The following is a 23,033-nucleotide window of genomic DNA, read 5'->3' on the forward strand; positions in this document are numbered from 1 at the left end:
TCAGCGAGGTGGCATTATAGAGATTGCGATCACATTGGCAAGCCCTTTTTCTCGTTTTTTTTGATTTTTTTATCGTTCGGATAAATTTGCATCAAAAGCGGTCAAAAGAGCACGTTATTTCTACAGTTCTCTGAATTTATCTGCGAAAAGAGCCACTTTTTCCCAATTGGTGTACTCCACCTCTTTGGTCGTATCAGTTTCGCCACCCGTCATCGACATAATGAACCTAATCATAGTTCTGTCGAACCAGCTGTAACGTGGGTAATAAAGTGCACCAGCAAAAACACCTATTAGCGTTGGTTTCCAAGGCGACTTAATTAGGAACTTGTGAATGTAGGCACTACCTTCAGGTGTATCCTTTCCTTGGTCCTCTTTACGAGCGGTTAGGTTTACGCAGAAAAATGCCACTTTATTTTGCTCCAATTGATTGAGGTTTCGCTCAATAAACTGGTATAGCTTTTTATTAAGATGGCCATAGCGAATAGAGGCGCCTATCAATACTCTGTCGTATTGGCTGAAGTCAATCGTCTCGACATTATGTAAATCCACCAGCTCACAATCGAAGTCTGGAAGTTGTTCATCTATATAGTGGAGAATTTTTTTAGTCTGCCCTTCGCGGGAAGAGTATAGAAATAATGCTTTTGCCACGATTTCCCCTTAGCTACGCCAAAACGTCGGCGTAAGTAGAATAAGTAAGGTAAAGATTTCCAAACGACCAAACAGCATAGAAACTATCAATACCCATTTTGCTTTGTCGTTAACATCACCAAAGTGCAGCGCTACTTCTCCCAAGCCAGGACCGAGGTTGTTCAGAGTCGCAGCCACCGCCGAGAACGCACTGAGCTCATCCATTCCTGTTGCAATCAACCCCAACATACAAACCACAAATACCAATGCGTATGCGGAGAAGAAACCCCAAACTGCATCGACAACACGTTGCGGTAGGGCACTGCCACCCACTTTGATGGTGTAAACCGCACGAGGGTGCACCAAACGTTTTAGTTCACGCGCACCTTGTAAGGTAAGAAGCAGGATACGGATCACTTTCATGCCGCCGCCTGTTGAACCAGCACAACCACCTATAAAGGAAGAGAACAATAACAGCACAGGTAAGAAGAGCGGCCAATCCGCAAAACCTGTTGTCGTAAAGCCCGCTGTTGTGGATATTGATACAGTTTGGAACAGAGCCTGATCGAAAGCATCGTATGTCGATGTGTAAGAGTGATGTTTCAGTAATAATAGAAAGCAAATGATAAATAGCAGCACTTGAATAAACAAGAAGGCGCGAAACTCAGGATCTTTCCAGTAATACTTGGGATGTACGCCACCTGATGCAAATGCAGCAAAGTGCAGTGTGTAATTACATGCAGATATAAGCAGAAAAACCACCGTAATCAGGTTAATCGCGTAACTATCAAAGTATCCGATGCTGGCATCGTGGGTAGAGAAGCCACCAATGGCAATGGTGGAAAAGCTGTGACTGATGGCATCAAATGGCGTCATACCAGCTAACCAAAAAGCCGAAGCACAGGCGATAGTCAGGCTCAAATAGATGTACCAAAGCGCCTTAGCAGTTTCTGCTATGCGCGGCGTCACTTTAGTATCCTTGACTGGACCTGGGATCTCGGCGCGGTAAAGCTGCATACCACCGATGCCAAGTACTGGCAAAATCGCCACCGCTAATACGATGATTCCCATACCGCCGAACCACTGCAGTAACTGTCGATAGAATAGAATCGCTTTAGGTAACTCATCCAAACCAACAATAACGGTCGCCCCGGTCGTCGTGAGAGCAGAAAACGATTCAAAAAACGCATCTGTCACTGAGACGTTCGGATTGTCAGCAATGAGAAAGGGGATCGAGCCTGCACTGCCAAGTACTGTCCAGAATAAGACGACAATAAGAAAGCCATCTCGAGCTTTAAGCTCGTGCTTATACCTGCGGTTTGGGTACCAACAAACGGCCCCACAAAACAGCAGAACAAAAAATGTCGTGACAAAAGGCACACCAGCACCATCTCGATAGATCAGCGCAACGAGTGCTGGCGCAAGCATAGTGACACTAAAGAGTGCGAGCAGTAGCCCGACGATTCGAATAATTGAACGAAATTGCATGGATAAATTGACTAGCGAAGCTGTCCCTGTTGCTTCCTGTTTTTCATTATTGTCCGTCTAGCGGAGTGACAATTGCCTTTGCCCCGCTTTTATTGATGATTGCTTGGGTAAACGCGCTCACTTCTCGAAGCTCAATTTCCACCACTAATACGACCTGATCGCTGTATTCAGCCTCGACTTCTATCGCACCAAATTGCGGCATGATTGATTGTGCGATAGGCATAAACCCATAGTCTAACGTTAGTCTGAGCTTTGTGGTTATTTTTTTCTCAATAGTTTGAAGCAGCTTGAGCGCTTGTTGAACCCCACCCCCATACGCTTTAACCAAGCCGCCTGTACCTAACTTGATTCCACCAGAGTATCGCGTGACCACAGCCGTGATCTCCCCCACCCCAGATCCAGACAGCTGCGCCAGGATTGGTTTGCCTGCCGTACCTGAAGGTTCTCCATCATCACTAAAGCCCCACTTCATCGAATCTTCTGGTCGACCAGCAACAAAGCCCCAACAGTTATGTCTAGCATCAGCGTGTTTAGCTTTGATTTGATCAACAAATGCTTTTGCAGCTTCGATACTTGGCGTGTGTGCCAAATAAGTAATGAAGACGCTCTTTTTAATTTCTTCTTCAAATTGAGCGGGCTCTGCTGGAATCAGATAAGGCTTGTCATTCATAGGATTATGGATTCATGTCTATTTGCCTGAAGTCTATCACGAGTGTGATTTACCCGTCGCATAAGATCTGCCACAGCGCACAATGTTAAACACTTGTTTAAAAAATGTATTGAAATTAAACAATCCACGATCCAAACTAACTTTACTGGTCAAACCAGAACAAAAATAAAACGACTTCCTCGATACCTATTTGCCGAGGTACACGGCGTCGTTGAAATAGGTATACAGACAATCCACGATTGTATGTCATGGAGATAGACAATGATTTACCAAGCCGAAACCCTACAGGTAAAGGAAATACAAGATGGTATTGCAGAGCTAAACTTCTGCTCTCCAAAATCCGTCAACAAACTCGACCTAGCGACATTAGAATCGCTAGATAAAGCTCTTGATGCGCTCATTGCCCATCAAGGCCTCAAGGGGTTGTTGCTCACTTCAGATAAAGACGCATTCATTGTAGGCGCGGACATTACCGAGTTTTTAGGTCTGTTTGCTAAAACGGATGCCGAGCTCGACCAATGGCTGCAATTTGCTAATAGCATCTTTAACAAATTAGAAGACTTACCCGTTCCGACCATCTCAGTGATCAAAGGCCACGCTCTTGGTGGCGGTTGTGAATGTGTGCTAGCAACAGACATGCGTATTGGTGACAAAACCACCAGCATCGGCCTACCAGAAACGAAACTGGGAATCATGCCTGGCTTTGGTGGTTGTGTACGCTTACCTCGCGTTATTGGCGCAGACAGCGCAATGGAAATAATCACCCAAGGTAAAGCATGCCGAGCTGATGAAGCATTGAAAATTGGCTTACTCGATGCAGTTGTAGAGCCTGATGCTTTATACGAATCAGCACTACAAACTCTTAACTCTGCAATTAACGAGAAACTTGACTGGCAAGCACGCCGAGCACAGAAAACATCTCCGCTAACGCTGAGTAAGCTTGAATCAATGATGAGCTTCACCATGGCGAAGGGTCTGGTGGCACAAAAAGCAGGTCCTCACTACCCTGCCCCAATGACAGCCGTTATCACGATTGAAGAAGGTGCTCGCTTTGCACGTAATGAAGCGTTAGACATTGAACGTAAGCACTTCGTGAAACTGGCTAAATCGGAAGAAGCAAAATCACTCGTTGGCCTATTCCTTAATGATCAATACATCAAAGGCATTGCGAAAAAAGCAGCGAAGTCAGCAAGTAAAGACACGCGACGTGCAGCCGTATTAGGTGCAGGTATCATGGGTGGCGGCATTGCTTACCAATCAGCGCTAAAAGGTGTGCCAGTCTTGATGAAAGACATCGCACAAGCGTCGCTCGACCTAGGCATGACTGAAGCATCTAAGCTGCTGAATAAACGCTTATCTCGCGGTCGCATTGATGGCTTTAAGATGGCGGGTATTTTAGCGTCAATCACACCGAGCTTACATTACGCAGGTATTGAGAACTCTGATGTGATTGTTGAAGCTGTCGTTGAAAACCCGAAAGTAAAAGCAGCAGTTTTAAGTGAAGTTGAATCCCATGTCGGTGACGACACCGTTATCACCTCAAACACCTCAACGATTCCTATCAACCTATTGGCAAAATCACTAAAACGCCCAGAAAACTTCTGTGGTATGCACTTCTTCAACCCAGTGCATCGTATGCCTCTTGTTGAGATCATCCGTGGTGAGCACACCTCTGATGAAACCATCAATCGTGTTGTGGCGTATGCTGCGAAAATGGGCAAATCACCAATTGTCGTTAATGACTGCCCAGGGTTCTTCGTTAACCGCGTATTGTTCCCATACTTTGGCGGCTTCAGCATGCTACTTCGTGATGGTGCTGACTTTACGAAAATCGACAAAGTCATGGAGCGTAAGTTTGGCTGGCCGATGGGACCGGCGTACTTGCTTGACGTAGTCGGCATTGATACCGCGCACCACGCACAAGCTGTGATGGCTGACGGTTTCCCTGAGCGTATGGGTAAACAAGGTCGTGATGCGATTGATGCACTGTTCGAAGCAGACAAATATGGTCAGAAAAATGGTAATGGCTTCTACAGCTACACCATAGATAAAAAAGGTAAGCCGAAGAAAACCTTCTCCGAAGCGATCTTACCGGTACTTGCTGACGTTTGTGCCGATAAGCAGGACTTTGACGATCAGACCATCATTCAACGTATGATGATTCCAATGATCAACGAAGTGGTGCTGTGCCTACAAGAAGGCATCATCGCGACTCCGCAGGAAGCAGATATGGCATTGGTTTATGGTCTTGGTTTCCCTCCATTCCGCGGTGGCGTATTCCGCTATCTAGACAGCGTGGGTATTGCTGAATACGTTGAAATGGCAAAACAACACGCCGAGCTAGGTGCGATGTACCAAGTACCGCAAATGCTGATTGATATGGCGGCGAAAGGTGAAAGCTTTTACGGTGCACAACAGCAAGGTTCTATCTAAGGAGGGATTCTAAAATGACTAATCAAACAAGAAATGTTGTCGTAGTCGATTGTCTACGTACTCCAATGGGTCGCTCTAAAGGTGGTGCTTTCCGTCATACACGAGCAGAAGATCTATCTGCGCGCCTAATGACAGGCATTCTTGCGCGTAACCCACAAGTGAACCCAAGCGAGATTGAAGACATCTACTGGGGCTGTGTACAGCAAACACTAGAGCAAGGCTTTAACGTTGCACGTAATGCCGCGCTACTCGCGGGCCTGCCGATTGAAATTGGCGCCGTGACGGTGAACCGCTTGTGTGGTTCATCCATGCAAGCGCTTCACGACGGTACACGTGCCATCATGACTGGCGATGCTGAAATCTGCCTAATTGGTGGTGTTGAGCACATGGGGCATGTGCCAATGAACCACGGTGTAGACTTTCACCCAGGTATGTCAAAGAACGTAGCAAAAGCTGCGGGCATGATGGGCTTAACGGCTGAAATGCTTGGTAAATTACATGGTATTAGCCGTGAGCAACAAGACGAGTTTGCCGCTCGCTCTCACGCTCGTGCGCACGCAGCAACCGTAGAGGGTCGTTTTAAAAACGAAATTCTACCAATTGAAGGCCACGCAGCAGACGGCACACTGTTCACTCTGGATTACGACGAAGTGATTCGCCCTGAAACATCCGTTGAAGGTCTATCTCAACTTCGCCCAGTGTTCGACCCAGCAAACGGTACAGTAACAGCCGGTACTTCATCGGCGCTGTCCGATGGTGCATCAGCGATGTTGATCATGAGTGAAGAGAAAGCCAATGAGCTTGGTTTGAAGATTCGTGCACGTATTAAAGGCATGGCCATTGCGGGCTGCGATCCTTCTATTATGGGTTACGGTCCTGTACCTGCGACGAAAAAAGCGCTCAAGCGTGCCGGTCTTTCAATTGAAGACATGGATGTGGTTGAGCTAAACGAAGCATTTGCCGCGCAGTCTCTGCCGTGTGCTAAAGACTTAGGCCTACTTGATGTTATGGATGAGAAGGTCAACCTTAACGGTGGTGCGATAGCATTGGGTCATCCACTAGGCTGTTCTGGTTCACGTATCTCAACAACGTTGATCAACCTAATGGAAGCGAAAGACGCGAAATACGGTCTGGCCACCATGTGTATCGGTTTGGGTCAGGGCATTGCGACAGTATTTGAACGACCATAACAGTTCAAGACGTTGTTGTAGTGATCGAGCCAACAATCATAAGCAAATGAACTAATAATAAAATTTTTAGTATTACACTTAAGGGCGACAATTGATGTCGCCCTTTTTGTTTTACATCAAACATGCATGAAGAGCATACATTAAATGCTCAAGTTTCATTTTATTCATAGACAAAGAAGACATACACTTAGACCAGTTGATATCTTGCTGCATGTGACCCAGAGTCATGCTACCGCACAATCGGAGAACCTTATGTTTAATGCTCTAGTTCTAAATCAAGAAGACAAACGTACTATCGCTAACATCGAGCAAATCGATGAAACACAACTGCCTGAAGGCGACGTTCTGATTGACGTTGATTACTCATCGTTAAACTACAAAGACGGTCTTGCGATCACAGGTAAAGGTAAAATCATCCGTAACTTCCCGATGGTGCCAGGTATTGACCTAGCAGGTACGGTAGTAAGCTCAGAAGACGACCGCTACCAAGCTGGTGACAAAGTTGTCCTTACTGGTTGGGGCGTGGGTGAAAACCACTGGGGTGGTATGTCTCAGCGTGCTCGTCTAAAAGCGGATTGGCTAGTACCACTACCAAAAGGTCTAGACAGCAAGAAAGCAATGATGGTTGGTACTGCTGGCTTCACTGGTATGCTGTGTGTTCAAGCACTGCTTGATGCAGGCATCAAACCTGAAAATGGCGAAATCCTAGTAACTGGCGCAAGTGGCGGTGTAGGCTCAGTCGCAGTAACGCTTCTAGCACAGCTTGGCTACAAAGTTGCTGCAGTGACAGGTCGTGTAGAGAAAAATGGCCCGCTACTTGAAAAACTAGGTGCTAGCCGCATCATCGACCGTACTGAATTTGAAGAACCAGCACGTCCGCTTGAAAAACAAGTATGGGCAGGTGCGGTTGATACTGTAGGCAGCAAAGTACTAGCAAAAGTATTGGCGCAAATGGATTACAACAGTGCAGTTGCAGCTTGTGGTCTTGCAGGTGGTTTTGATCTACCAACCACAGTGATGCCGTTCATCCTACGTAATGTTCGCCTACAAGGTGTGGACTCTGTTTCATGCCCATTTGAAAAACGCACTGCAGCGTGGGAAAAATTGGTTGAGCTACTACCAGACAGCTACTTCGAGCAAGCGTGTACTGAAGTTGCTCTTGCTGAAGCACCGAAATATGCAGAAGACATCACCAACGGTCAAGTTACGGGTCGTGTGGTTATCAAGCTATAAACACTGACTCAGTGTAAATAGACGAAGAGCCGGCATTGCTGGCTCTTTTTTGTTAGCAGTTCAGTCCCATATCTTCGATACGTTTAGCTATCAGACGGCTACACTCTTCACGCACAATCGTTCTTAACCATTCTTGAGCGGGAGAATGTTCGCAACGCGCATGCCAAATCATCGAGTATTCAAACGGCGTGAATTGGAATGGTAATGGTTTCACCACCAAGTCATAACGCTCGGCAACCAGATACGCCAAATCCGCTGGTACTGTGATGATAATTGGCAAGGTATCCATGATCGCCAATGCGGCTTCTAAATGATAAGCCCGCAGAACCATTTTACGCTTAGGTTTCTCCATCAAAGCTTGTTCGATCAGTGCCTTAACACCATCACTGATGGCGATCATGGCATGTGGATGACTCAGATAATCATCCAAGCTCATTTCTTTATTCGCTAATGGATGCTGTTTTGAAAGCATACACAGCACCCCCACTCGCCCCAACACTTCACTGCGTAGAGGCTCCACCGGGCCTGTCGGGCGACAAATCGCTAAGTCTGCACCTTCATAAGTGAGCTGATCTGATAAACGGTCGTGTTGCAGTGGTAAGAAGTTGAAAGACACGTTTGGTGCTTCTTGGTAAATTCTCGGCAAAGCGAACGGTAAGATCGTTTGCATGGCATAATCGGTGGTCACGATGTTGAAAGTCTGTACGCATTGCAATGGGTCAAACTCAACCGGAGATAACAACTGACGTAAAGACTCTAATGGTTCGCCCAATGAGCGATCGATCTCTAACGCTTTCTGAGTTGGGATCAAATGCTGTCCCTGACGAGTAAACAGCGGGTCTCCCAATAAGTCGCGTAGACGACCAAGCACACGACTCATTGCCGATTGACTCAAGTTCAGACGTGTTGCCGCCTTACTGACACTGTTTTCTTCTATCAGTACTCGCAACGCAACCAGTAAATTTAAATCTCGGCGATAGATGTCTTCCAGTTCCACGAATTAGCCACTTATTTTGTATGTGTTTGGGTAAATTGTACTCTTTAGGCAAAAAAAATCCCGCCTTTCAGCGGGGAAGCCCAAGAAAAATGGGGATAGTGTCGGAATGAAGTGTCGGTAAAAATAGATGAGCGTTATTAAAAGCATTCTGATCCAAGCAAGAAGCGCTAATTTTCTTGCTCAGATGCGCCAGACCATCTGCGCATCTCGATCCAAATCCCAATAATAGTGGCAACCATGCCTACTAGAGGCGTCAAAGAGGTGTCAGCTGGCGTCCTGAGCACCAATGCACAAAACGAGATAAAACACAGCACTGAGTAAATCGTAAGTCTGTCTAACGCTGTTAACATTGCCTCTCCCTTGTCAGTTGTTACCAAATTGTTAATTTAAGGTAAAACAAAAAATTCGGTTTGCCAAGTGGTTATTGAATATTTTTTCAACGAAAGTAAAATTCAACGCTCAGTTAGTTACGAGAATCACACTATGAGCTTTAATCCTGAACTGGCAAACAAGACATTAGAGGCGGAAGGACTGCGCTGCCCAGAGCCAGTGATGATGGTCAGGAAGACAATTCGCAACATGCAAGATGGTGAGATTTTGCTGGTCAAAGCAGACGATCCATCCACGACTCGAGACATTCCGAGTTTCTGCCGCTTTATGGACCACCAGTTAGTTGCGGCACAAACGGAGCAAGTTCCGTATCAGTACCTGATCAAGAAAGGATTGGAATAATCTGGTCGAACTAAAAACGGCAGCCTATATTGGCTGCCGTTTGTTTATTCGTCGTATTCGAGTGTGCGAACTTCTGATTGGAGCTTGTTAAGTTGTTTCTTCATTGCCCGCATCTCTTCATGCATAGGAATGATGTGAGCGACACGAATCCACGCTTCTACTGTCAATCCAGTAAGAACGAACGATCCTGCTACAATCGGTAACCACATATCAGTTAGCACCATCGCTAGTAAACACAGCGCTAAACCAAAAGTGAATAAATAACTCTGACTCTTCGGGGACATCCCCATGTAACGTGTAAGCATAAACTTGCCCTCTCGCTATCATTCACACCATTAAACTACCATGACAAGTATGACACTTATATGTCATCCGTCACGCAACGGAACGATTTAGAGTCAGAGTTTGAACTCGCGCAGCACGCTACTAATGATTGATAACTCACATCATTTCACGTGCAAAAAATCAGAACAGTGCAGCCCCTATTGCCAGAGCAATAAACAAAAATGCGGTGATTTTACGGATCAGCCCTAAAGGCATCTTGTCGGCCGACAATTTACCAATCAGGACCACAGGTACATTCGCCAGCAGCATACCGATTGTGGTACCGATAATCACCAAACTTAACGCATCCGCGTATTGCGCCCCTAAGATGGAAGTGGCGATCTGAGTTTTATCGCCTATCTCCGCAACGAAGAACGCGATAAAGCTGGCAATAAATGGGCCTCGATTAGAAATCTGCTCGTCATCATCCAGTTTGTCCGGGATCAGAACCCAAGCCGCCATCGCGACAAAACTGACCACCAGCACCCACTTTAAAATCTCAGGTGATAGATAGTCTGCGACAACCACACCTAACCATGCAGCCAAAGCGTGGTTGGCAATAGTTGCCAAAAAGATTGCTGCAATAATTGGGATTGGTTTTCGGTAACGACTTGCGAGTAATAGAGATAGCAATTGGGTCTTATCGCCAATTTCTGCTAACGCTACAGTAGTAATTGAAATAGCTAAAACGCTCACGACATGCTCATTGGGGCAGGGATTATTATTTTTAACCGAAGACAAACCTCACGCCCCTACCCCGGTTCGTGATGATTTGTCTAAGGTCTTGCTAAACTTGAAAGGCTTCAAGTCTCGAACGCCATGGTGATTTTGCACCAATTATGTTGACGGACGAACCAGATGAAACAGAAACTTCATCAGGTAAGCTACTCCCCAAAGACAGGCGCAATTCTAGCCACCTTTGTTGCGCTTCTCAAGAGCCAAAGCAGGCGAAAACTCCCTTTTAGGAAAAATACAGCAGATAACGCGGTAAAAATTCATTAAAGGAGAAAATCGCCCACGAATTAATCAAGATTAGCTCTACTCCCATGCTCAATATCTGGTTATACTAGATTGTTAATTTATTCAACCGTAATTACTCTTTATCGCCGTTGTTAGAGTTGAAAAACTCGGCATAGATGACGAATTAACGAGTAACAAGAGAATCGCGCGAACCTGACTTATGCAAAAATACGATATCAAAACCTTCCAGGGAATGATCCTCGCGCTGCAGGATTATTGGGCTCAAAATGGTTGTACCATTGTTCAACCGCTAGATATGGAAGTGGGTGCGGGTACCTCTCACCCAATGACCTGTCTACGAGCGCTTGGCCCAGAGCCAATGTCGACAGCTTACGTACAACCTTCACGTCGTCCTACTGATGGCCGTTACGGTGAAAACCCTAACCGTCTTCAGCACTACTACCAATTCCAAGTAGCGCTAAAACCATCGCCTGACAATATTCAAGAGTTGTACCTTGGCTCCCTTGAAGTTCTTGGTATTGACCCTCTTGTACACGACATCCGTTTCGTAGAAGACAACTGGGAAAACCCAACACTAGGCGCATGGGGTCTAGGCTGGGAAGTTTGGCTAAACGGCATGGAAGTGACTCAGTTTACTTACTTCCAGCAAGTTGGCGGTCTTGAGTGTAAGCCAGTTACTGGTGAGATCACTTACGGTATCGAACGTCTAGCAATGTACATCCAAGAAGTAGACTCTGTTTACGACCTAGTTTGGAACATCGCACCAGACGGCAGCAAAGTGACTTACGGTGACATCTTCCACCAAAATGAAGTAGAGCAATCGACTTACAACTTCGAGCACGCAGACGTGGAATTCCTATTTGGTTTCTTCGAACAGTGCGAGAAAGAGTGTAAAGAGCTGCTTGAGCTTGAAAAGCCACTGCCACTACCTGCTTACGAGCGCATTCTAAAAGCTGGTCACGCATTCAACCTACTAGACGCACGTAAAGCGATCTCAGTAACTGAACGCCAACGTTACATCCTACGCATCCGCAACCTGACTAAAGCAGTTGCAGAAGCATACTACGCATCGCGTGAAGCTCTAGGCTTCCCAATGTGTAAGAAAGAACAAGCGCAAGGGGTAGAGTAACATGGCAAAAGAATTTCTAATCGAGCTAGGTACAGAAGAGCTACCACCAACGCAACTTCGCACTCTAGCTGAAGCATTCGCAGCAAACTTCGAAGCAGAACTAAAAGGCGCTGAGCTTGCTCACGAAGGCGTTAAATGGTTCGCGGCACCTCGTCGTCTTGCACTTAAAGTCGCAGCACTAGCAGACAGCCAGTCTGACAAAGTTGTTGAAAAACGTGGTCCTGCGGTTTCTGCAGCGTTTGACGCGGAAGGCAACCCAACAAAAGCGGCTCAAGGCTGGGCACGCGGTTGTGGCATCACGGTTGACCAAGCAGAGCGCATGGTAACAGACAAAGGTGAATGGCTACTGTTCAAACAAGAAGTGAAAGGTCAGCCAACGTCTGAGATCGTCGTTGAACTTGCAGCGAAAGCACTAGCAAACCTACCTATCGCAAAACCAATGCGCTGGGGCAACAAAACGACTCAATTTATCCGTCCAGTTAAGACGCTAACCATGCTAATGGGCAGCGACCTAATCGAAGGCGAGATCCTTGGTGTTGCTTCTGACCGCACTATCCGTGGTCACCGCTTCATGGGTGAGCAAGAGTTCACTATCGATTCTGCTGAGCAATACCCTGCGATTCTAGAAGAGCGCGGTAAAGTAATGGCAGATTACGAAGCGCGTAAAGCAATCATCCTAGCTGACGCACAAAAAGCGGCAGCAGCGGTTGGCGGTATCGCTGACCTAGAAGATGACTTAGTAGAAGAAGTAACGTCTCTGGTTGAATGGCCAGTAGTACTAACAGCGAAGTTCGAAGAAGAGTTCCTAAAAGTGCCTTCTGAAGCGTTGGTTTACACCATGAAGGGTGACCAAAAGTACTTCCCTGTTTACGACGAAAACAAGAAGCTACTACCTAACTTCATCTTCGTATCGAACATCGAATCAAAAGAGCCTCGTTACGTAATCGAAGGTAACGAGAAAGTAGTTCGCCCTCGTCTTGCTGACGCAGAGTTCTTCTTCAACACAGACCGTAAGCGTCCGCTTATCGACCGTCTGCCTGAACTAGAGCAAGCGATCTTCCAAAAGCAACTGGGTACGATCAAAGACAAAACAGACCGCATCACAGAACTTGCTGGCTACATTGCTGAGCAAATCGGTGCTGACGTTGAGAAATCAAAGCGTGCTGGTCTACTAGCAAAATGTGACCTAATGACCTCAATGGTATTCGAATTCACGGATACTCAAGGTGTTATGGGTATGCACTATGCTCGCCACGATGGTGAAGCAGAAGAAGTTGCAGTAGCACTGAACGAGCAATACATGCCTCGTTTCGCAGGTGATGAACTGCCATCAAACGGCGTTTCAACAGCAGTTGCAATGGCAGACAAGCTAGACACTATCGTAGGTATCTTCGGTATTGGTCAAGCGCCTAAAGGCAGCGACCCATTCGCACTACGCCGCGCATCTCTAGGTGTACTACGTATCATCGTTGAATACGGCTACAACCTAGATCTTGTTGACCTAGTAGCGAAAGCGAAGTCACTATTTGGCGATCGCCTAACCAACGACAACGTTGAGCAAGACGTTATCGAGTTCATGCTTGGTCGTTTCCGCGCTTGGTACCAAGACGAAGGCTTCAGCGTAGACATCATTCAAGCAGTTCTAGCGCGTCGCCCTACGAAACCAGCAGACTTCGACCAACGAGTTAAAGCGGTTTCACACTTCCGTGAACTAGAGGCAGCAGAGTCTCTAGCAGCAGCGAACAAACGTGTAGGTAACATCCTAGCGAAATTCGACGGCGAGCTAGCAGCAGACATCGACCTAGCTCTTCTACAAGAAGACGCAGAGAAAGCACTAGCAGAAAGCGTTGAAGTAATGACTGAAGCGCTAGAGCCAGCATTTGCTACAGGTAACTACCAAGAAGCCCTAAGCAAGCTAGCTGACCTACGTGAACCAGTTGATGCGTTCTTTGATAACGTAATGGTAATGGCAGACGACGAAGCACTTAAGAAGAACCGTCTGACACTACTGAACAACCTGCGTAACCTGTTCCTACAGATCGCAGACATTTCTTTGCTTCAAAAGTAATTCATTACTCTTCGAAGTGATTAAGAAATAACTAAAAGGGAAGCTGATGCTTCCCTTTTTTGTTGCCTTCAAACCGATGAAGGTGACGCTTATTATTCATTTTGTGAACAAGACTAAAATTTGTAGGGTGAGACGCGTTTAATTTGTTGGTGTAGAGCTCGGATTGTAGAGGCACAGTTTTGCTATAACTGGACTGTTTATTCGGGGGAAGGACACAATGAAAAAAACAATTCTCGCACTCTCTATCGGTCTACTGAGCGCCTGCAGCCAGATACCAGAAAATGCCATCGTATTAAACGTTGGTGATGACACTGCTGTTTTTGAGGAAAACTCACAAGGCTTACTTGTCGCTGAGCAAAAACTCGAAAAAGGCAGCTACACCTTTACCATTGCCGACAGTAATCAAAGCTGTGGCAGTAGCTTTGCCTTAGCAGAAGAAGATCGCATCAAATTCAATCGTCCATTAAAAATGGATAACTGCGCCACTGACGCACAAATGCCGCTGCGCATCTTCAAAGCCAATACCTATCAATTTACGCTCAATCCAACCACCAATGAGCTGACGGTAAAAATCAAACCAAAACAGAGTCAGGACATCACCTACTCTTGCCCTGTCGCAACTGACACGCCAAAAACCATCAACGTTGCCCAAACCTTTAATGATGGCACTGTCGTTCGTGATGCCTTAACCGGACAAGAAACCACTGTCGCCAATGGCAGCGTCACCATGCAACCGGGTCCTATGAGCCAAGGTCTATTGCTGCTAGAAGAAGTTGAACAGCAAGCCGACAAACCGTTCAGTTGGGACAATGCGACGGTGTACTTCGTCATGACCGACCGCTTCTACAATGGCAACCCAGACAACGACAACAGCTACGGTCGCAGCAAAGACGGAAAATATGAGATTGGTACCTTCCACGGTGGTGACTTATCGGGTCTAACGAAAAAACTCGATTACATCGAATCACTTGGTGTCAATGCTATCTGGATAACCTCACCACTGGAACAAATCCACGGCTGGGTTGGCGGCGGCGATAAAGGCGACTTTAAGCACTACGGCTACCACGGCTACTATCACCAAGATTGGACCAAGCTTGATGCCAACATGGGTACCGAAGATGAACTCAGAACCTTCGTCGATACTGCCCATAAGAAAGGTATCCGCGTGATTTGGGATGTGGTCATGAACCACACAGGTTATGCGACATTAGCAGACATGCAGGAATTCGGATTTGGTCAGCTTTACCTTGATGACCAAGAAGCCAAAGAAGTCCTTGGTGAAAAATGGACCGACTGGCAGCCAAAATCAGGACAAAGCTGGCACAGCTTCAACGACTACATCAAATACGGTGATAGCGAAGCGTGGGATAAATGGTGGGGCAAAGATTGGATCCGCACCGATATTGGCGACTACGATGCTCCGGGCTACAACGACATCACCATGTCTTTGAACTACCTACCGGATCTAAAAACCGAATCGACTCAGAAAACCGGATTACCAAACTTCTTCCGCAATAAAAACACCAATGCGCAAGATGAGCTACAAACCCCACGTGAACACCTGATTACCTGGTTATCCGATTGGGTGCGTGACTATGGCATTGATGGCTTCCGCGTTGACACTGCAAAACACGTTGAAATGGAAGCGTGGGCAGAGCTGAAAGCCAGCACCACCCAAGCGCTTGCTCAATGGAAGCAAAACAACCCGGACAAAGCCTTGGATGACCTACCTTTCTGGATGACAGGTGAAGTGTGGGCACACAGCGTAGTGAAGAGCCCGTATTTCGATAACGGCTTCGATTCCATCATCAACTTCGAGTTCCAATCTGATGTAGCACCAAAAGCGCTGAAGTGTTTCGCTCAACTTGATAATGATTACCGCCGCTATGCAGAGCGCATCAATACCGATCCTGAGTTCAATGTGTTGAGCTACCTGTCTTCACACGATACACAACTGTTTTGGTCAGCTCGCAGCCGCAGCTTTGATGACCAAGCACGTGCGGCAAATGCTCTGATGCTGGCTCCGGGTGCAGTACAGATCTATTACGGTGATGAGATAGCTCGTGATTTTGGCATTACTGGTTCAGACGCCCACCAAGGCACACGCTCAGATATGCCATGGGATAAGATTCATGGCGAACGAGAAGATCTACTGCAACATTGGCAAAAGTTGGGTGAATTCCGTAAACGCCACCCAGCAGTTGCTCAAGGTAAGCACATCACTCGCCACCAAGAAGGTTACTACGCGTTTGAACGCCAATACCAAGACGACAAGGTGTTGATTGTTTACACCGGTGAGTAAATCACACTCTCTCCACCAGCAAGGGAAGCATAAGCTTCCCTTTTTTATTGTTCTTTTTGCCCTTTTGTCTCGTTCCTCTGGTCTGATGACGCACTTTTTTCTTTTTCGGCTTAATTCACACTTTGTGTTAATTACACATTGAGGTAAGGTCAAGGATTACTCGATAAGCCGATAAAACATCGGCATAAACATACACAAAGCAATCACAATGAATTAGGTATAAGTCAGCATGCAGTTCTCAAAGTTTGGTGAAAAATTTAATCAGTATTCAGGTATTACGCAGTTAATGGACGATTTGAATGATGGTCTGCGCACACCAGGTGCCATCATGCTCGGTGGAGGTAATCCTGCCGCCATTCCTGCCATGCTCGATTACTTTCACCAAGCCAGTGAGGAAATGCTCGCCAGTGGGGAGCTCGTCGCCGCCCTCGCCAACTACGATGGCCCGCAGGGTAAAGACGCGTTCGTCAAAGCGCTAGCTCAGTTATTCCGTGAAACTTACGGCTGGGATATTTCCGAAAAGAACATCAGCCTAACTAACGGTAGCCAGAGTGGCTTCTTCTACTTGTTCAACTTGTTGGCAGGTAAACAGCCAGACGGTTCGCACAAGAAAGTGCTACTGCCTATCGCACCTGAATACATCGGTTATGGTGATGCTGGCATTGATGAAGATATCTTTATCTCTTACCACCCAGAAATCGAGCTGTTAGATAACGGTCTGTTTAAATACCACGTCGATTTTGAGCAGCTAACCGTCGACGACTCTGTTGCGGCAATCTGTGCATCTCGTCCAACCAACCCAACGGGTAATGTACTGACAGACGAAGAAGTACGTAAGCTGGACAAGCTAGCACGTGAGAACAACATCCCGCTGATCATCGATAACGCCTACGGTCTACCTTTCCCGAACATCATCTTTGAAGATGTCGAACCGTTCTGGAATGAAAACACCATCCTATGCATGAGCCTATCTAAGCTTGGTTTACCGGGCGTGCGTTGTGGCATTGTGATTGCGAGTGAAGAAATCACGCAAGCATTAACCAATATGAACGGCATCATCAGCCTAGCGCCGGGCAGTGTTGGTCCAGCGCTGGCAAACCATATAATTGGCAAAGGTGATCTGCTTAAACTGAGTTCAGAGGTGATTAAGCCGTTCTACAAGCAAAAATCACAACGAGCGGTTGAACTGCTCCAACAAGCAGTTACCGATGAGCGATTCCGCATCCACAAGCCGGAAGGCGCTATCTTCTTGTGGTTATGGTTTGATGAACTGCCAATCACAACAATGGAACTGTACCAACGCTTGAAAGCGCGTGGCGTATTGATTGTCCCTGGTGAATATTTCTTTATTGGTCAGCAAGACGAGTGGGATCACGCGCACCAATGCCTGCGTATGAACTACGTTCAAGATGATGAGATGATGCAAAAAGGCATTGCGATTATCGCTGAAGAAGTGGAAAAGGCTTACCGCGCAGGTAAATAGACGGATTGAACTCAGCCGTTCTTCTCTTTGAAATTACAGCTTTAAAATAGCGGATTTGAAAACCCCAAACTAAAAAGAGCGCCCATATGGCGCTCTTTCTCATTCTATAACCGGGTGGTTAACTGATTAGTTGTTCTCAATCAGGTTGTTGCCACCGATAGCAATCTTACGTGGTTGCATGGCTTCAGGGATTTCACGAACTAAATCGATATGAAGCAGACCGTTTTCCATTGATGCACCCACGACTTTTACGTAATCCGCTAGCTGGAATTTACGTTCAAAATCACGTTCTGCAATACCTTGGTAAACGTAGTTTTTGCCTTCTTCTGCTTTACGTTCGCCCTTCACAATCAACATGTTTTCGTTTTGAGTCAGATCGAGCTGTTCTTCAGCAAAGCCAGCAACGGCCATAGTAATACGGTAGTTGTGCTCGTCTTTTTGCTCAATGTTGTATGGAGGGTAACCGCCAGAAGTATTTTTCGCTGTATTCGCTTCCATCAGGTTTAGCAGACGATCAAAGCCAATTGCATTACGGTATAGTGGTGAGAAATCTACATTACGCATAAATCTATCCTCTTAATTAAGCAATAGTCTTAGTTCAGATGAGTTCAATCCTACTGGCGTGTTTATGCAAAAACCAACGCCGAACTAAGAGATTCTTATCATTCCACTGGCCTTGGTTTGGCTCGGAGACATGATATTGAATCTAAAGGTTTAAGTTGTGTGCTAAAACGCCATATCCTCTTCTGAGCGATCTCGTTTTAGCGATTTCAGAGGGCTGGTCTTCTAGTCTCTAGCAAGCCAGTCACCCTCTTCATAACTAGATATAAGGTCGTCAAAAATGACTTTCAAGGGAAAAAACAAAAAATTTTTAAAGCATCCACAATCCCCTTGAACAGCTTAGTTCCTCATCACTTCGCGATCAGTGATAAAAAGCCCGCCGTTCTGGAGGGCTCAATCTACACTTTACTTGCGGGAGGATTTACGCGCTTTTACAACGCCCTTTTCTGCCGCCTTTTCCTGCTTTAGTTTGCGCTTTTCTTTTAGACTCAACTGCGGTTGTTTCTTTTCTTTCTTACTCATGACTTCACCTCTATTTATTGGCACAACAGACAACCACACAGCATTTTCTGAGCTGGTGGTTGCGATTGATGAACAATTTCAGTAATCACAAAGCAGCGTCGCTGATTAAAAATTTCCACTTCGAGCGCATCATTTTTAGCTCGACCTAATAGTCGAGACCCCAAATAAGAATCGACCGCGAGCATACCTGTCATGGGTTGCCCCTTGCGCGAGCTGACCAATGTCATGCGATATTGATAGGCGCGTTCAACATCCACTAAGCGAACCGTGTCCCCAACCGCAATACGAGTTCGGTTACGGCAATGGGCTTGTTGCTCGCAGGTTTCAAATAGCGATAACAACCTTAGTGGTGATTGATAGGTTAAAAAGCGACTGGTTAACCACCAAGTTCGCAGCGCCAAGCAGTACGCTGAGAACCAGCGTTCAAACATGATTATTTCCTTCTTAATGCCTTGTCTTACAAATAAATTCAGTGCATTGAACCGGAAGTGCATCACTTCCGGCTTAGTTCAGGAAAGTCATCACCATTTTCTTAGTCTCCTTAATCATCAGCTCTTCAGCACTATAGCGAGCAGAAAAAAGAAAGCAAAAGCGCTCAAGCGAACAAAATGGCGAGAAAAAAAGAAAACAGATATAAAATGGCAGGCTTGATCGGGTTGTTGGCAGTTAGTACCAGAAAAACATCCGCTTTAGCAGAAAGTGGCGATTTTAGCTGGTGGTACAACAAAAAAAGCAGCGATTTCTCGCTGCTTTTTACTATCACGAAAAGTGTCGTTATACGTCTAGGTTCGCTACTTTCAGTGCGTTCTCTTCGATGAAGTTACGACGAGGTTCTACTTGGTCACCCATTAGCGTAGTGAACAGTTGATCTGCGCCTACCGCATCTTCAATCGTTACCTGCATCATACGACGAGTTTCTGGGTCCATGGTGGTTTCCCAAAGTTGGTCTGGGTTCATCTCACCTAGACCTTTGTAGCGCTGACGGCTTAAGCCACGCATTGACTCTTTCACTAACCAGTCAAGCGCTTCTGCAAAGTTTGCCACTGGCATAGTACGCTCACCACGTTTGATGTACGCGCCTTCTTCCAGAAGTCCATCAAGTGCTTCTGATAGATCAGCCAACTTGCCGTACTCTTTCGAGTTTAGGAAGTCGATGCTAATTGCATGTTCGTGCGTCACGCCGTGAGTACGAACCACAATCTTAGGCAAGTTTAAGCCTAGCTCTTCGTGCTGCTCAACTTCGTAGCTGTACTGGCTTGCACCCACTTCTTTCGCATTCAGCTGTTCAATAAGCTGCTTCGTCCACGCTTCCACAACTGATGCGTCATGGCATTGCTCTGGCGTTAGGCGAGGAGTGTAAATCAACTCGTTTACCAAAGCACTTGGGTAACGACGGCTCATACGTTCCGCCAGTTTAATACCCGCATTGTACTGTTGAACAAGCTTCTCTAGTGCTTCACCAGCCAATGCTGGTGCTTCTGCGTTTACGTGTAGCGATGCATTGTCCAGAGCCAATGATACTTGGTATTGGTTCATCGCTTCTTCATCTTTGATGTACTGCTCTTGTTTGCCTTTTTTCACTTTGTATAGTGGTGGCTGAGCGATGTACACATAGCCACGCTCGATAAGCTCTGGCATTTGACGGTAGAAGAAGGTCAACAGTAGCGTACGGATGTGCGAACCATCGACATCGGCATCGGTCATGATGATGATGTTGTGGTAACGAAGCTTGTCCGGGTTGTACTCGTCACGACCGATACCACAACCTAGTGCGGTGATCAGTGTTGCTACTTCTTGAGAAGATAGCATCTTGTCGAAACGTGCTTTTTCTACGTTAAGAATCTTACCTTTTAGCGGTAGGATCGCTTGGTTCTTACGGTTACGGCCTTGTTTTGCGGAGCCGCCTGCCGAATCACCCTCCACTATGTATAGTTCAGAGAGTGCCGGATCTTTTTCCTGACAGTCTGCAAGTTTACCTGGAAGGCCAGCTAGGTCTAGTGCACCTTTACGGCGCGTCATTTCACGAGCTTTACGCGCTGCTTCACGAGCACGTGCTGCATCGATGATTTTCGAACAAACCATCTTCGCTTCTGTCGGGTTCTCAATCAAGAACTCAGACAGTTTTTCACCCATTGCAGACTCAACAGCTGATTTCACTTCAGAAGAAACCAGTTTGTCTTTTGTTTGGCTTGAGAACTTAGGATCAGGCACTTTCACCGAAACAACCGCAGTTAGACCTTCACGCGCATCGTCGCCTGAAGTCGCTGTTTTCGCTTTCTTCGAGAAACCTTCTTTATCCATAAAGCTGTTCAATGTACGTGTTAGCGCAGCACGGAAACCAGCAAGGTGAGTACCACCATCACGCTGTGGGATATTGTTGGTAAAGCAGAAGATGTTCTCTTGGAAACCATCGTTCCATTGCATCGCCACTTCAACTGAAATGCCGTCTTCACGCTCAGAGTTAAAGTGGAAGATTTTTTCGATGATTGGCGTTTTGTTGGTGTTTAGGTGATCAACGAACGCTTGAATACCACCTTCATACATGAAGTGATCATGTTTGTCCGCTTCACGTTCATCAACCAATTTGATCGACACACCAGAGTTCAGGAATGACAGTTCACGCAGGCGTTTCGCCAGAATGTCATAGTGGAACTCAGTGTTAGAGAACGTTTCGGCACTTGGCCAGAAACGAATTTGTGTACCGGTTTTATCCGTATCACCCACAACGGCTAGTGGCGCTTGAGGCTCACCATGGCGGTAGGTTTGCGTATGGATATGGCCACCACGATGAATCGTTAGCTCAACTTTCTCTGATAGTGCGTTTACTACTGAAACACCTACCCCGTGAAGACCACCCGATACTTTGTATGAGTTATCGTCGAACTTACCACCCGCGTGAAGAACCGTCATGATTACTTCTGCTGCAGAGACATTTTCCTCTGAGTGGATTTCTGTTGGAATGCCACGACCATCATCGCTAACGGAAACCGAGTTATCCTCATGAATTGTCACAACGATGTCTTTACAGTGACCTGCCAACGCTTCATCAATTGAGTTATCCACCACCTCGAAAACCATGTGGTGAAGGCCGGTGCCGTCGTCCGTATCGCCGATGTACATTCCTGGACGCTTACGTACCGCATCCAGACCCTTCAGTACCTTAATACTCGATGAATCGTAATTTTCAGACATGAGTTTCTCTCTTCTAGTTTGACTCTATCCTGCCATGTTCCACATGAAACAATTTACCGTTATCGTCCAACATATCGGCGATTTGGCTTTCAGTGATAGAGCTTACAAATACTTGTGCGCCCGTCTCTTTTAAGCAGTCAGCAAGACGCTTGCGACGTTGGCTATCTAATTCCGACGCGAAGTCATCAATTAGGTAAATGCATTGTTTACCGGCCATCTCTGTCAGGTGTTGCCCTTGCGCTACACGCAATGCACACACCATGAGTTTTAATTGACCGCGTGACAGAACATCTTCAACGGGCGTTCCGTTCACTTTAATGCGCAAATCAGCTTTGTTTGGGCCACTAAAGGTGTATCCCAATGCCTGATCACGCTCAAAATTCTTTTCTAGTATCTCGTGGTATGGGGTGTCTTTATCCCAGCCACGATAATACTTCAATTGGATCTCAAATTCTGGCAAAAATGTCTGACAGATAGTTTCTGCGACAGTTTTCATCTGCTCGATGTAACTTGCTCGCCATTGGCTGATGTTTTCAGCCAATCCTGCCATTTCCTGATCCCAATAACTGAGCTCACGATAACTATTGGCGGTTTTCAACAACGCGTTGCGCTGCTTGTTCAGGCGCTTGAACCTTCCCCATGCTTGATAAAAAGCGGGCTCGGTATGAAACACGCCCCAATCAATAAACGCACGACGATGTTTAGGGCCATCTGTCAGTAAATCAAACCCTTCTGGGTGTATCAACTGCAGAGGCAGAACTTGTGCCAACTGCGCTAATTTTTGTCCAGATTGACCGCCTATTTTAACCTCTGTTGAGCCATCACGCTGCTTATTAATGCCGATAGGTAGCTCAAATTGATCCGAGTTCAAAAAACGACCATGAACAAACAGTTCGTCACACTCATTTTGTATCACTCGTCCGGTGAGAGAGCTCTTGAATGAGCGGCCATGCCCGAGCAGATAAACCGCTTCTAAGACACTGGTTTTACCGCTGCCGTTCGGCCCGATAAGAAAGTTAAAGCCTGCTGATAACTCAATATCACAGGCTTTAATGTTTCGAAACTGCTGAATGATGAGACGAGAAAGAGGCATTCAGTTGG

Annotated in this window: 19 protein-coding genes; 8 read left to right on the forward strand and 11 right to left on the reverse strand. The window is 46.4% G+C overall.

The annotated features are described in order from the left end of the window. Window positions 1-120: 120 nt before the first annotated feature. The 3 genes from hemG to R7Z50_RS20870 are packed head-to-tail and all read right to left on the reverse strand — an operon-like array spanning window position 121 to window position 2,785. Window positions 121-648: a menaquinone-dependent protoporphyrinogen IX dehydrogenase gene (gene hemG, locus R7Z50_RS20860; RefSeq protein WP_054577148.1), complete on the reverse strand. Its 528-nt coding sequence runs from the start codon at window positions 646-648 to the stop codon at window positions 121-123. A gap of 9 nt (window positions 649-657) precedes the next feature. Further along, window positions 658-2,115 (reverse strand): TrkH family potassium uptake protein, encoded by a 1,458-nt coding sequence (locus R7Z50_RS20865; protein ID WP_005378893.1) that lies wholly within the window; start codon window positions 2,113-2,115, stop codon window positions 658-660. A 46-nt stretch (window positions 2,116-2,161) separates the two neighbouring features. Next, the gene (locus tag R7Z50_RS20870) at window positions 2,162-2,785 is read right to left on the reverse strand and encodes a YigZ family protein (protein ID WP_005378891.1); all 624 of its coding nucleotides are present in this window, start codon (window positions 2,783-2,785) and stop codon (window positions 2,162-2,164) included. A gap of 261 nt (window positions 2,786-3,046) precedes the next feature. Between R7Z50_RS20870 and fadB the strand changes: the two genes are divergently transcribed. The 3 genes from fadB to R7Z50_RS20885 all read left to right on the forward strand — a co-directional run bounded on the left by fadB (window position 3,047) and on the right by R7Z50_RS20885 (window position 7,641). Then, window positions 3,047-5,218 carry a fatty acid oxidation complex subunit alpha FadB gene (fadB, locus tag R7Z50_RS20875; protein ID WP_065274983.1) on the forward strand — a complete coding sequence of 724 codons (2,172 nt, stop codon included), beginning with the start codon at window positions 3,047-3,049 and terminating at the stop codon, window positions 5,216-5,218. Between the two features lie 14 nt (window positions 5,219-5,232). Then, the gene (gene fadA, locus R7Z50_RS20880; RefSeq protein ID WP_005378883.1) at window positions 5,233-6,408 is read left to right on the forward strand and encodes an acetyl-CoA C-acyltransferase FadA; all 1,176 of its coding nucleotides are present in this window, start codon (window positions 5,233-5,235) and stop codon (window positions 6,406-6,408) included. 252 nt (window positions 6,409-6,660) lie between these two features. After that, window positions 6,661-7,641: an MDR family oxidoreductase gene (locus R7Z50_RS20885; RefSeq protein WP_054577151.1), complete on the forward strand. Its 981-nt coding sequence runs from the start codon at window positions 6,661-6,663 to the stop codon at window positions 7,639-7,641. A gap of 52 nt (window positions 7,642-7,693) precedes the next feature. Here R7Z50_RS20885 and R7Z50_RS20890 read toward each other — a convergent pair whose 3' ends face one another. Together R7Z50_RS20890 and R7Z50_RS20895 are read right to left on the reverse strand one after the other, a co-directional pair. Continuing rightward, a complete protein-coding gene (locus tag R7Z50_RS20890; protein ID WP_017821924.1) occupies window positions 7,694-8,638 on the reverse strand; it encodes a LysR family transcriptional regulator in 945 nt (314 codons plus the stop codon). A gap of 167 nt (window positions 8,639-8,805) precedes the next feature. Then, the gene (locus tag R7Z50_RS20895) at window positions 8,806-8,988 is read right to left on the reverse strand and encodes a hypothetical protein (RefSeq protein WP_005378880.1); all 183 of its coding nucleotides are present in this window, start codon (window positions 8,986-8,988) and stop codon (window positions 8,806-8,808) included. Window positions 8,989-9,121: 133 nt separating this feature from the next. On the opposite strand from R7Z50_RS20895, the gene tusA reads away from it, so the two are divergent. After that, on the forward strand, window positions 9,122-9,370 hold the full coding sequence (gene tusA, locus R7Z50_RS20900) for a sulfurtransferase TusA (protein ID WP_005378879.1): 249 nt from the start codon (window positions 9,122-9,124) through the stop codon (window positions 9,368-9,370). A gap of 44 nt (window positions 9,371-9,414) precedes the next feature. Here tusA and R7Z50_RS20905 read toward each other — a convergent pair whose 3' ends face one another. Further along, window positions 9,415-9,675, reverse strand: coding sequence for a hypothetical protein (locus tag R7Z50_RS20905; RefSeq protein ID WP_005378878.1), 261 nt, complete (start codon window positions 9,673-9,675; stop codon window positions 9,415-9,417). A 160-nt stretch (window positions 9,676-9,835) separates the two neighbouring features. Then, the gene (locus tag R7Z50_RS20910) at window positions 9,836-10,390 is read right to left on the reverse strand and encodes a TMEM165/GDT1 family protein (RefSeq protein WP_005378877.1); all 555 of its coding nucleotides are present in this window, start codon (window positions 10,388-10,390) and stop codon (window positions 9,836-9,838) included. 484 nt (window positions 10,391-10,874) lie between these two features. On the opposite strand from R7Z50_RS20910, the gene glyQ reads away from it, so the two are divergent. The 4 genes from glyQ to R7Z50_RS20930 all read left to right on the forward strand — a co-directional run bounded on the left by glyQ (window position 10,875) and on the right by R7Z50_RS20930 (window position 17,657). Further along, window positions 10,875-11,804: a glycine--tRNA ligase subunit alpha gene (glyQ, locus tag R7Z50_RS20915; protein WP_064376850.1), complete on the forward strand. Its 930-nt coding sequence runs from the start codon at window positions 10,875-10,877 to the stop codon at window positions 11,802-11,804. A 1-nt stretch (window position 11,805) separates the two neighbouring features. After that, window positions 11,806-13,872: a glycine--tRNA ligase subunit beta gene (glyS, locus tag R7Z50_RS20920; RefSeq protein WP_005378875.1), complete on the forward strand. Its 2,067-nt coding sequence runs from the start codon at window positions 11,806-11,808 to the stop codon at window positions 13,870-13,872. 217 nt (window positions 13,873-14,089) lie between these two features. Beyond that, window positions 14,090-16,174, forward strand: coding sequence for an alpha-amylase (locus R7Z50_RS20925; protein ID WP_065274982.1), 2,085 nt, complete (start codon window positions 14,090-14,092; stop codon window positions 16,172-16,174). A gap of 229 nt (window positions 16,175-16,403) precedes the next feature. Continuing rightward, on the forward strand, window positions 16,404-17,657 hold the full coding sequence (locus R7Z50_RS20930; RefSeq protein WP_318149245.1) for a valine--pyruvate transaminase: 1,254 nt from the start codon (window positions 16,404-16,406) through the stop codon (window positions 17,655-17,657). 126 nt (window positions 17,658-17,783) lie between these two features. Here the strand turns inward: R7Z50_RS20930 and R7Z50_RS20935 are convergent, their stop codons facing one another. The 4 genes from R7Z50_RS20935 to recF all read right to left on the reverse strand — a co-directional run bounded on the left by R7Z50_RS20935 (window position 17,784) and on the right by recF (window position 23,025). Continuing rightward, window positions 17,784-18,221 (reverse strand): Hsp20 family protein, encoded by a 438-nt coding sequence (locus tag R7Z50_RS20935; RefSeq protein ID WP_005378857.1) that lies wholly within the window; start codon window positions 18,219-18,221, stop codon window positions 17,784-17,786. A 533-nt stretch (window positions 18,222-18,754) separates the two neighbouring features. Then, window positions 18,755-19,171, reverse strand: a complete 417-nt coding sequence (locus R7Z50_RS20940) for a GreA/GreB family elongation factor (RefSeq protein WP_017821918.1) — start codon at window positions 19,169-19,171, stop codon at window positions 18,755-18,757. 343 nt (window positions 19,172-19,514) lie between these two features. Further along, window positions 19,515-21,932, reverse strand: coding sequence for a DNA topoisomerase (ATP-hydrolyzing) subunit B (gene gyrB / locus R7Z50_RS20945; protein ID WP_005378841.1), 2,418 nt, complete (start codon window positions 21,930-21,932; stop codon window positions 19,515-19,517). Between the two features lie 13 nt (window positions 21,933-21,945). Then, the gene (gene recF, locus R7Z50_RS20950) at window positions 21,946-23,025 is read right to left on the reverse strand and encodes a DNA replication/repair protein RecF (RefSeq protein WP_005378839.1); all 1,080 of its coding nucleotides are present in this window, start codon (window positions 23,023-23,025) and stop codon (window positions 21,946-21,948) included. Window positions 23,026-23,033 lie beyond the last annotated feature (8 nt).

Source organism: Vibrio sp. 1249-1 (assembly GCF_033340495.1).